Source organism: Caldivirga sp. UBA161 (assembly GCF_002506515.1).
Taxonomy (GTDB): domain Archaea; phylum Thermoproteota; class Thermoprotei; order Thermoproteales; family Thermocladiaceae; genus Caldivirga.
The window spans coordinates 668-11814 of sequence record NZ_DAXS01000086.1; the positions used below are offsets into that span (position 1 = coordinate 668).

At 43.8% G+C, this 11147-nt stretch carries 10 protein-coding genes; 1 reads left to right on the forward strand and 9 read right to left on the reverse strand.

From position 1 onward, the window contains the following. The 8 genes from BP896_RS09640 to BP896_RS09675 all read right to left on the reverse strand — a co-directional run. On the reverse strand, window positions 1-189 hold a 189-nt coding region (locus BP896_RS09640; protein ID WP_291767900.1), incomplete at its 3' end, for a hypothetical protein. Window positions 190-294: 105 nt separating this feature from the next. Then, window positions 295-2118, reverse strand: coding sequence for an aldehyde ferredoxin oxidoreductase family protein (locus tag BP896_RS09645; protein ID WP_291767902.1), 1824 nt, complete (start codon window positions 2116-2118; stop codon window positions 295-297). A gap of 144 nt (window positions 2119-2262) precedes the next feature. Beyond that, entirely contained in the window at window positions 2263-3948 is a 1686-nt protein-coding gene (thsA, locus tag BP896_RS09650; RefSeq protein ID WP_291767904.1) for a thermosome subunit alpha, read from the reverse strand. An 85-nt stretch (window positions 3949-4033) separates the two neighbouring features. Next, entirely contained in the window at window positions 4034-5053 is a 1020-nt protein-coding gene (gene asd, locus BP896_RS09655; protein WP_291767906.1) for an aspartate-semialdehyde dehydrogenase, read from the reverse strand. After that, a complete protein-coding gene (locus BP896_RS09660; protein WP_291767908.1) occupies window positions 5041-6195 on the reverse strand; it encodes an aspartate kinase in 1155 nt (384 codons plus the stop codon). The genes asd and BP896_RS09660 overlap by 13 nt, the downstream gene beginning before the upstream one ends. A 391-nt stretch (window positions 6196-6586) precedes the next feature. Next, a complete protein-coding gene (locus BP896_RS09665; RefSeq protein ID WP_291767909.1) occupies window positions 6587-7213 on the reverse strand; it encodes a 50S ribosomal protein L18 in 627 nt (208 codons plus the stop codon). Beyond that, window positions 7213-7689 (reverse strand): 50S ribosomal protein L19e, encoded by a 477-nt coding sequence (locus tag BP896_RS09670; protein ID WP_291767910.1) that lies wholly within the window; start codon window positions 7687-7689, stop codon window positions 7213-7215. Before BP896_RS09670 ends, BP896_RS09665 begins: the two co-directional genes overlap by 1 nt. A gap of 1 nt (window position 7690) precedes the next feature. Next, the gene (locus tag BP896_RS09675; RefSeq protein WP_291767912.1) at window positions 7691-8284 is read right to left on the reverse strand and encodes a 50S ribosomal protein L32e; all 594 of its coding nucleotides are present in this window, start codon (window positions 8282-8284) and stop codon (window positions 7691-7693) included. A 113-nt stretch (window positions 8285-8397) separates the two neighbouring features. Between BP896_RS09675 and BP896_RS09680 the strand changes: the two genes are divergently transcribed. Then, entirely contained in the window at window positions 8398-9249 is an 852-nt protein-coding gene (locus tag BP896_RS09680; RefSeq protein ID WP_291767914.1) for a hypothetical protein, read from the forward strand. Window positions 9250-9927: 678 nt separating this feature from the next. Here the strand turns inward: BP896_RS09680 and BP896_RS09685 are convergent. Beyond that, window positions 9928-10491 carry a hypothetical protein gene (locus BP896_RS09685; protein ID WP_291767916.1) on the reverse strand — a complete coding sequence of 188 codons (564 nt, stop codon included), beginning with the start codon at window positions 10489-10491 and terminating at the stop codon, window positions 9928-9930. Between the last annotated feature and the right edge of the window lie 656 nt (window positions 10492-11147).

An 11147-nucleotide genomic window follows, 5' to 3' on the forward strand; every position in this document is an offset into this window, starting at 1 on the left:
AGGGCCTGGGCTGCTCATTAACCTATCAGGCTTAGGGCCTGGGAAGTTATTATCCCATACTCCATCAAATGTAATTAAAGTTACCTCATGGTTAAGCTCCTTAAGGACACGCACCAAGTACCCCATTACCCTTTCAGAACCACTCCATATGGCGCTCCTATCCCTATAAATTACCAATGCCCTACGCACAGTAATGATTAGGATTATGCTTTTAAGTATTAAATGAGGGGCGTAGCCTTAACTTAATTCACACTATGTGAAATAACTTACGTAATTAAACCGCAATGATCAGTGTTATTCTGTTAATTCAACCACCTTACTTAAATCATCTATAACGTGGCTTAATCCAAGCCTCCTAAGGGTGCTCCTCCTTGGAATCCCCCTATCATCCCACCCCCTAGCCTCATAGTACCAGGTCAGCATTTGCTGGTAGGCATTGTAGTCTAACTTAGTGCCTTTAAGTGGGCCCTTGGTTAATGGGTCCTTAAACCACCTAATGGGTGGCGTATCATAATCCCTAGACCAGCCCCCATATTCCCTAATCCAGAATGCCCTAATGAGTGAGTAAACCCTATTGGCAACCCCCTCAAGATCCAGTTCAAGGCCGGTTGCAGCCTTATACATCCTCCAATACCAGTCCAATTCAAGGCCTATTTCAACCCACGGTAGCCTACACCCAACCATAACTTCAAACCAACCACCCCTAATGTTCTGTAGCTCAATTACCTTAAGGGCCTTATCCCTACTGTAGGCGAACCTATTAGTCTGAACCTCCCAGGAAATAACCCATGCATCCTTATGGTGGGCGCCAATTGGGCTTGTGGCGAAGGCTAGGGCCATGCCTGGCGCCGCGTGGCAGTCGTAGGCGCTTACCTCAAGGCCCTTAACATGCATTGCAAAATCCCCTGACCCACCACCAAGTTTACTTGAAGCACCCTTAACCCCCAGGCCAAGTAGCTTACCTAATTCAGTCCTTTGGTAGGCTATATCTAGGGTTACTTCAGCAGCCTTCCTGTAATCACCCCACTCTAAGCCATCCCTAATAAGCCCCCTCTCCGTGGCCTCCATGGCCCAGCCTAATGTTGAGCCTAGGCTTATTGTATCAAGCCCCATCATGTCAGCCAACCTATTCAAGTAAGCAACCTCCTGCAGGTTCCCTACGCCTAAGTTACTGCCTAGCATTGCAATATTCTCGTAATCCAATTCCGATAACTGCTCCTCAGTATCCTTAACCACGTGGCCACAGGGCATTATGCAGTTTGGGCAGGACCTAGTGGTTACATTATTTTTCTCAACCATAACGCCTCCTATTTTATCATAGTGGTCAAACTGCCCCTCCCTGTAATTGAATGTGGGGAGTACACTCGCCTCCTGAGCCCACTCCACTGTGGCTGTTGTCCCCTGCCTAAGCCAAAAGCCGTAATTCTGCTTAGCCTTAGCCGCCAAGTCGGCATCAACCCCAATCTTACTTAAAGCTGGGTCAGCAGGCTGGGGGAGTGGCTTAGTGCCCCTTATTACAATGGCCTTAAGCCTCTTACTACCCATAACAGCCCCCATACCGGGCCTACCCCCACTCCTACCCTTCTGGGCAACCACAGTGGCGAACCTAACCGCATTCTCGCCAGCTGGGCCGATTATCAGCATACCCACATTAGAGCCGTGAATCCTCCTTAACTTATCCTCAGTGGTGAAGGTGTCTAACCCCCATAGGTCATCAGCTGGCATTAACTCAACATCATTATTCTCCACGTATAGGTAAATGGGCCTACTTGAAGCACCCTCAATAATCATTGCATCAAAGCCAGCCCTCCTAAGGTGAACTGAAGCCCAGCTACCAATATTACCATCACCGTAACCACCAGTCAATGGGCTCTTAGCAGCGATCACTAGTTTACCCGTGTTTGGGCCTGGGTAACCTGTTAATGGCCCCGCAGCAATTATTAGCTTATTTAATGGGCTAAGTGGATCAATACCCCTTGGTAATTCATCCCAAAGCAACTTAACGGCTAAACCCCTACCACCCACATAATTCATGAGTATTGATGAATCAATATCTTGAATCCAGTACTTACCTAGGCTTAAGTTAACCCTAATTAACCTACCTGTCCAACCCCTCATAATGAGTGAAGCAATATTCCAGTATAAATTACTTCTGCTTAAGCAAATCCTAATTAATTATTAATTCACTTGAATTTGAAGGGCACGTTACGGTAAGAATGAGAAAAGAAATTAAACCTATAACCTTAGTTAACTTAGTTTTAATTAATCACTACTGCTACTGGATCCACTTTCTTCGCCGGTCTTTGATTCCTCACCAGTCTTACCCTTGCCTCCTGCAGATGACTTAGTCTGGCCAGCGGCTATTATGTCATCTATCCTAAGCACCATTATTGCAGCCTCAGTGGCACTCCTCAGTACCTGCATCTTAACTATTAATGGGTCCCATATGTTTAATTCACTCATCCTAGTTATCTTGCCGCCAAGCACATCCACACCAGCGTCAAGCTCACCCTTATCATGCCTACTCCTCAACTCAGCTATAGCATCCACTGGGTCTAGGCCAGCCGTTAAGGCTAGTATTTCTGGAACCTTCTCCACGGCCTCAGCATACCTCATTACTGCTAACTGCTCCTTACCCGGAAGCTTCCTACCCCATTCCCTAAGCCTCCTAGCCACCTCAATCTCGAAGGCTCCACCACCTGGTACTATTCTTGGATCTCTGAATAGGTCCCTTGTAACGTGTAGCGCATCGTTTATTGACCTCTCAGCCTCATCAAGAACCCTATCAGCGGCACCCCTAATTAGTATTGTAACTGCCCTTGGGTTGGGGCATTGTTCAACGAAGACCATCTTCTCCTCCCCAACCTTCCTCTCCTCAACTAATCCAGCTGCGCCAAGGTCCTCGGGCTTAAGGTCCTTAATACTTGTGGCTATCCTAGCCCCAGTGGCCTTAGCCAGCTTCTCAATGTCACTCCTCTTAACCCTCCTAACAGCCATAATACCAGCCTTAGCCAGGAAGTGCTGTGCAGTCTCATCAATACCCTTCTGCGTAATGACTACATTAGCCCCTATCTCCTTAAGCTTATCAACGTAACCCTTAAGTATGTTAGCCTCCTCCTCAAGGTACGCCTTAATCTGCTGCGGTGATGAGACTGAAATCTTAGTGGTCCACTCAGGCTTCTCAATCTCAAGTGGTGCATCTAGGACAGCTATCTTAGCGTTCTCAATCCTCTTAGGCATACCTGGATGGACAACCTCCTTATCTAGTACAATACCCTGAATGAACTGGGTCTCATATAGGCTCTGGCCCTTCTTCTTCTCAACCTTAATCCAATCCAAGTCAAGGTTGTACCTACCGTTTGTTTGCTCAGCAGCCACATATGAGGCATCAACGACAATTTTAGCTAGGTAATCCCTAGCCTCAGCGACAACCTTACTGCTCAGTGAGTTGGCGACAATCTTAGCAACCTCATCCCTATTACTCAAGTTAACTGGGTATATTAGATTCGGTACCTCGGTTATCGTGGAGTTTATGTAGTCTAAGGCCTTCTTAAAGCCATCAATTATTATGGTTGGGTGGATACCCTCATCGAGAAGTATCTCAGCCTGCTCAAGGAGCTTACCCGCTAGGACAACCACCGTGGTTGTACCGTCACCAACCTCCGCATCCTGCGCCTTAGCCACCTCAACAAGTAGCTTAGCTGCCGGGTGCTGAACCTCCATTTCCTTAAGTATTGTTGCACCATCACCAGTTATCGTTACGTCGCCGAAGGCATCAATGAGCAGCTTATCCATTCCCCTAGGTCCAAGGCTTGTTTGAAGAACCTCAGTTATAACCTTAGCAGCCATTATGTTACTCCTCCTGGCATCTGCACCAGTTGTCCTTGAACTACCCTCCTTAAGTATGGCTACTGGAACACCAGTCTTAGGTTGTTGAGCTGTTGACATATGCATCCCCAGAAGCCGCTTCTATATAAACCTTTCCCTAAGTAGCCATAAAACCCTAGGAAGCTGTATGAAGTGTATTAAGTGGTTAAATAAGCTTCATAGCCTTCATAGTCTCTAAGGTTAATATAGTTATACCAGCAGCACCCCTAACCAGGTTATCGCCTAAGGCAACCATCCTAACAATGTTACTTGAAGCCATTAACCTACCCACAGTAACAGCCATGTGATCCAAATCCCTAGCCGGCTGGGGGGCATCAGGCCTATTGGAAACTATTATTGGCCTAGGTGGCGCGGTTGGTAGGTTAGCCTCCTGGGGTAGCGATTTGAAGTTAATTAACTCATGCTTAACATCATCAACACTGTACTCCTTATCCATTACCATGAATATTGATGCCATGTGGCCATACTTAACCGGAACCCTTATTGAAGTAACCCTAACAGGCCTACCCCATGGCTCATACTTACCCTTACCCATAGTACCCAGCATTTTATTCGACTCAGCAGCTATCTTATCCTCCTCACCCTTAATGAAGGGTATTACGTTACCCTCAATGGCTAGGTACGATAAACCCATGTAACCAGCCCCAGAAACCGCTTGAAGTGTGGTTACATATAATTCCCTAATGTGGTTGGCCAAGGGCTTTATCGCCAAGGTCACTATGGCTGATGTACAGTTGGGGTTCTTAATGAGCCAAGGCCCCTTTGATTCCCTTAAAACCTCAAGATGCTGCCAATTCACCTCAGGGTTTATTAACGGTACATTGGGGTCCATTCTCCTTGGGGAAGCATTAGATATTACGTTTAAACCAGCCTCAAGTAGCTTAGCCTCAACTGGCTCAGCAACATCATTAGGTAAAGCTGATAATACAAAATCAACGTTCCTTTGATCCACTGGGTCCGTTGAGGTTAATTTAATCCCCCTAGCATACTCAGGAACATCACCCTCTATGAACCATTTAACAACATCACCATACCTCTGCCCAACCTTACCTGGTGAGGCTGAGAGGGCGGCCACCTCAATGTATGGGTGATCCTCAAGTAACTTAACCATCCACTGCCCCACTAGGCCTGTGGCCCCAAGTATTGAAACCTTCACCTTATCCATGAAACCACCCACTTATGCAGGTCCTTAGCTAACTTAACCGCATTGTCTTGATCCTTAATTATTGTTGATACAGCATTACCCTCAGTATCATTGATTACATCCACTGGGTCGTAGCTACTCATTATTAGGTAAACCTCCCTCCTATACTCATCAAGCCCCATTACGCAGCCAACCACAGTAACTGCGTAACCACTCTTAAGGTTAATTAAGCCTATTGAATCTACATTAGATAATGAGACTAATTTAGGCGTGTTAACGCACCTTGATATTATTGACGTACCATTGCTTGACCACGGGTTAGTTACCATGACGTTAATGTTACTGTCTATCAGCGGCTTAAACGTACCTGGGTGGAACTTCTTAGCACCCGTTAATGATGCTACGTAGGCCTCCTCATGGGTTAGGCTTGGTATTACCTTAGCATCACCTATTATCCTAGGATCCCCAGTCATTATACCCTCAACGTCAGTGTAGAAGATTAACCTTGGGGCATTAATGTATGCTGCTATTAATGAGGCAGTGTAGTCACTACCACCCCTACCCAATGATGTTAACCTACCGTTTAGGCTAATTCCAAGGAAACCTGGAGCAACCACAATACTCCTCCTGGATAAGGCCCAAGTTAACCTATTCCTAACGTAGTGTGCACTAACACCCAGTACTGAGGCTTTACCCCAATCCTCATTAGTCATTATTCCTGGATCATACACAGCTCCTGCATCAACACCAAGCTCATTGTAGAGGATTGACTCAATCAGCATTACTGATAGTAATTCACCATGTACAATAACGTTATCTCTAACCCATGGCTCCCTAACGTTAACTAATGCTTCCAGCCTCTCACCCACACCCTCAATTAACTTGCCTAGTTTACTTAAACCAAGCCTAAATGCCTCATTTAAGTATGGTTGGATTGCATCCCTTATTAAATACGGCTTACCCTCATCGTATGCCCTAATTAGGAGGTCAGTAACACCCTTCATAGCTGAGACAACGAGAATTAACTTACTGTCATCAACCAAATGCCTCTCAATGACTTTACTTAAAACCTTCTCAACGTCACCTGGCTTAAGCAGGGAGCCGCCTACCTTAGCCACGGTGACGTTTAATGTCCTTGGCATGTTTCCCGCATTTCCCACCACATCATATATAGCCTCGTAATAACCCTCTTTTAAACATTACCCCCCTAATTAAACTATATTCTACCGCCTTGATTATTATTTACCTAACCCATACACTAGATATTGCATTAGCTGTAATTACTAAACTATTCATAGGTTAATGCCTTTAATTATGACAAATAGCAGCGTTAATACCCATAACTCCACATTATCCTTAAGTAGGGTTATGATTAAAAGCCGCCTACAATACTTAGATAAAATTACCACTTAATTACCTCACTTAAAGGAAGCAAGGCTTATTATTTACCATTATTTAAAGTGAAGAGCCATTTGCTACAATACATAGCCTCCAATCAAGCATTACAGAAAACTGCTGAAGCTAAGGTATGGGGTTAATTTATATAAGGTAATATTACTGCGAATCCTCCTCTGCCTTAGCCTCGCTCTTAGCGTACTTCTCCATTATCTTTAATTTAACCTCCTCAAAGTGTTTACTAATGTTTTCAGGCTCAAGCCCCCTTGCAATGTACTTGGAGAACCTTATCTTGTAGAACTCTGGCTTTGACTGTTTTAGGTTTAATGCATATTGAGCTACATGTTCCCCGCTTAACCTATCCTCACTTGGTAAGACCTCCTCATCATGAGGCACCTCTAATCCAGCATCCACGGCACCCTTAACCACTGCGAATAACCTACCACCCTTAGTGACTCTATGCAGCCCAGCATCAAGAACAGCTGACTTAATGCCTTTTAGTAATGCCCTATATCCAATAAGTAAACCCACTAGGTATGCTGCAGGTGTGTTTCCAGTTCCACCAAGCCAACCAAACTCCTTAACTAACTCCCTGCTATTCGCCTCAGCTACGGTGAAGTCCCCCTGTGGTGCTGATACTACCACTTGAGCAATCACGTAACGGTTACTGAACCTTACAACCAGCCTTGGTTTACCACTTATTACCATAATCCTCCTCTTATAGTAATTAGTCTTACCCTCCCTCCTCCTCCTGAACTTAACCTTATACCTACCGCTACTTGCCATTATGAACCACCCCTGAAGGCTGACTTAATCTTATCCTCAGTAGTAATCCCATTCTGAATCATGTAAGTCCTTAAGTGCGCTAATGATTCAAAGTAGCCTCCCTTAGCCATTCCATATAGGTTCCTCCAAGTAGCCTTATCAATAACGCCCTTATGCTTCAGCGTGTTTAGGAACCTCCTAATCCTCCTAATCCTAGGTACCCAAACCTCCTTACCAACAGCACCCCTAGCCTTCCTAGTACCCCTCCTACTCCCCTTACCCCTCCTCCTACCGCTTTTCCTCTTCTCATGAATAATCCTCCACCTACTCCTACTATTACCCTTCTTGGGCTTAACCTCAATTAACCCCTCCTTCATTAGGCTCCTCACATCATTCCTAGTTATAGCCTCCTCAAGCTGCTCAAGGGCCTCCTGCTTAATCACAACCCTTGACTTCGGGACATTAAGCAACCTGGCCACCGTTCCCCTTAAGTCCACGTCAGGTCACCTCCCTTATGGCTTCCCTAGTCCTCTTATCAACATTAAGCACTCTAATCCCCCTCCTAACAGCCTCCCTAATTATCTCAATCCTCTTCCTAACACCCACTGTGGACGCTATCCTAATGGCTTGGGTTTCAGGGTTAACCTTCGATAATTCCTCAGGATTATGAACAATAACCTCAATGAAGCCGCTTGGGTGAATCCCCCTAACACTCCTAGGCCCCCTGTAACCCACGTTAACAATGGGTGGGTAACCCTTCCTCTTCATCCTAATCTTATTATCAATACCCTTAGGCCTCCTCCAGGGTGAATCCTCAAGCCTAATCTTATGCTCCTTATTATAGTACCTAATGAAGTCGTACCTCCCCCTACGCATCCTTATGGATAATTTAAGCAGCTTAAGTACATTAATAGGAATGTTAGGCCTCCTGGAGTTAACCTTACTTAACTCATCAAGTAAAGTAGGCCTCCTCTCTTCAGGCTTAACCTCAGTCTCACTTGGCTTAGCCTCAACCTGCTGCGCACCAGCACCCTCCTGAGCCTGCTGAGCCTCCTCAGGCTTAGCCTCGGTTGCCTGACCTTCACTGCTCAAAGTCGATCAGAAGCGCGTTTATGCCGGGTTTTTAAGCCTTAAGTATAGTGCTTTCGTTGGGTGGTTTACTGCTTCATGGAAAATCTTATTAAGTTACTGATAATGGGCTTACCGTGGATGCACTAATAACTTACTTACCATTCTACAGGATACATGAGGTCATTGATTACTTCATTGTTAACGCTAGGCTACTTAACGTTAAACGTAGCATTGTCTATGTTGATAACGTGTTTAAGGATAAGCAGGTGGAGTTACTTAGGAGGATTCTTCCCGAGTATGTTGAGGTCAGGTATGGTAATTGGCGTGATAGGAACTTAACATTCATGAGGATTATAAGGGATGCTAGGGAGGAGGGGTTGGATGCCCTAGTTGTTGATAGTGATAACCTACTTGAAGGTGAATTAGCTGAGGCTGATTATGAATTAGTTAGTAAGTTCAATTACTATACTGTGCTTGACTATGAAACTAAGGGTAGGGCAAGGTTCCTAAGTAGGAGTATTAAGCTTGGTGATATTAATGTTAATGGGAAGAGTATTGAGGTTTACGGCTACAGGATTCCAGGCTTTTGGAAAGGAGTATTCTTCATCGGCCCTAAGCAGGCGGTTAGGTTGAGTAAGCCGCTCCTAGATTCAATTAACCTAAGCATCCTAGGTAAGATTGAGGAGTCGCTTAAGAACATTGAACCCGGCATTAGGCTTTACATTAGTGATGAAACAACACTAGGCCTACTACTCTACTACAGCGGCATAAGGATGATGCCGTGGGTTACAATGAGCCACCACATGCATCATGGATCCACAGCAGTTAATGATAGGAGAACCCTTAAGTTACTTGTGGCCACTGCACATGCCCAATTAGGTAGGGGGCTTGTGGCAAGGGGTATGGGTGGTAGAGTCCTCTGGTACCTTAGCAGGTATAAGATATCACAGTTACTTAACTTCATAGTAAGTTACGCAGCAAATTAATCCGTATACTTTTAACCTGCCACATTAAACCTCCCCTCACTTTAAAGTAGTTCCATATAATCACTAAATGATGCTCTTAAGTCTCCTTAGGAAGCCATATTTTTAGCCCTTCTAATAGAGAATAGAAAAGCAGGAAAACATAAGGTGCTTTGCAATGTCCTCTATATGGTACATCGAACATCAATGGATATTATCATCTTTATCATAAGGATAATCACGTTAAGTCTGTATAAGGAAGTAGCCAAAACTTAATATTTTTAAGTTATTTTAAGTCATAAAATGAAGGATACAGGGTTGGCTAATGTCAACAATCGATGACCCAAGGCACTCCAAGCATGTACTTCAATCAAATTACACCTGCATGGTCCATGCTAAAACTACCTAAATTTTTAATTTATAGAATTATATGTAAGGCAAGATGTTTCAGATTCAATGCAATAGACTGAAACTAATAGGAGGTAGTAACGAGGGATATTCATTATATGATCATTAATCTATGTATGCCCCAGTAGCATTTCGGTTGAATTAATTTAAAATATCAGTTGGTGTAGTTCTGAAATAATTAAAGCCCTTTCTCAATCCTAGTGATCAGTTGTGTCGGTAAAGTTGCTTTTTGCATTCGTCATTAAACATTAAATAGAACCAATAAATAGACGGAGATCAATGTTAAGGCATTAACTAAATCTTTTCCCATAGGTTTTCTCCTGAACCGTAAACGGGAAGAGCCCTTGAAAACTTCTCAATTAATGGCCTCAACTCTTCCCATTCTCCTCGACTTATGGGCACAGAGCCTGTATCCTGCTTAATCTTCTTCATCAGATCCTCAGATCTTTTGCACCCTTCTTCTGACTTTGGAATTATGAACCACATGTAGACTATACGAGGCGTAAGCTTCATGGGTCTCGACTGTGATCCCATGAACTCCATTATGATGAAGCTATTAGCCTCTGCGGCTTCAGAAAAGGAAAGTTTTTTGAGATAGGAGTATATTAGAGCCGTTGGAAGGAAAAGAGCCTCAAACAGGTTCTTCATGACCTGAGCATTATTTACCGTAACGGAGCCTTGTCCTTTTACAGAATTTAAGAGCTCTGCTGCTTGATCCCTATTCAGAAAATTTACTTCTTCTCCATACTTTTTAAATATCTTTAGCAGAGGTTTCTCAAGCATCCCTATCCCGTATACCTTCCTCATCTTGTTGAAGAAGTCACTCCCATAATACAGTACGTATGGTTGACAACTCAAATCAAACCACCTATTTATCTTTATAAATTACTTCTTATTAAACCCTTCTAAATTACAATTTTTAATTCAGTAAAGTTTCATAGTTCATTATGCATACTAAAATGTATTATTCTTTACCCTGTTTGCGTATTCTAACCTTGAAGGCTCTGCCTTCTGCATGGTCTGCGGGAGTAGGCTACTGCAAGTATATTTAATTATAAATGTATATGTAGATAAGGGTAACATAGGGTTAAACCGGGAACATGTATAGTCAACATAAAGTTCCTAGCCTCAAGTATCACCTTTACCTTTACTCGAATAAGCTTCAGTCCATAATGCCCGTCGCCCTCATCTATGCCGTAAAAAGAAGAGACGATAAGCGGAAAGACTTATCTATATATAGAGGAAGGGGCCATAGCGATGAACCATGATTGATTAAAATTTCAAAGAGAGGGATAAATATGCCAAGCGTTGGCGAAGGGGGGCAATCACAGTTAAGAGGATTAATGGGAGGGACTACGTGTACATCTACGTAGGTAACATTGAGTACTTAAGGAATATGAAGGGAGGAAAGTATACCTACTAATCCTAGAAAACTGCATAACATAAACCCTAAAGGGTGAAAGTTTAAGCACTTTATACCTTCTTCGAAGGGCTTAAATTACACCAATTAATTA

What these genes read in the sequence shown, in the direction of transcription:
- BP896_RS09645 (WP_291767902.1), bottom strand. Translation starts at nt 2,118, where the DNA reads ATGAGGGGTTGGACAGGTAGGTTAATTAGGGTTAACTTAAGCCTAGGT.
- thsA (WP_291767904.1), bottom strand. Translation starts at nt 3,948, where the DNA reads ATGTCAACAGCTCAACAACCTAAGACTGGTGTTCCAGTAGCCATACTT.
- asd (WP_291767906.1), bottom strand. Translation starts at nt 5,053, where the DNA reads ATGGATAAGGTGAAGGTTTCAATACTTGGGGCCACAGGCCTAGTGGGG.
- BP896_RS09665 (WP_291767909.1), bottom strand. Translation starts at nt 7,213, where the DNA reads ATGGCAAGTAGCGGTAGGTATAAGGTTAAGTTCAGGAGGAGGAGGGAG.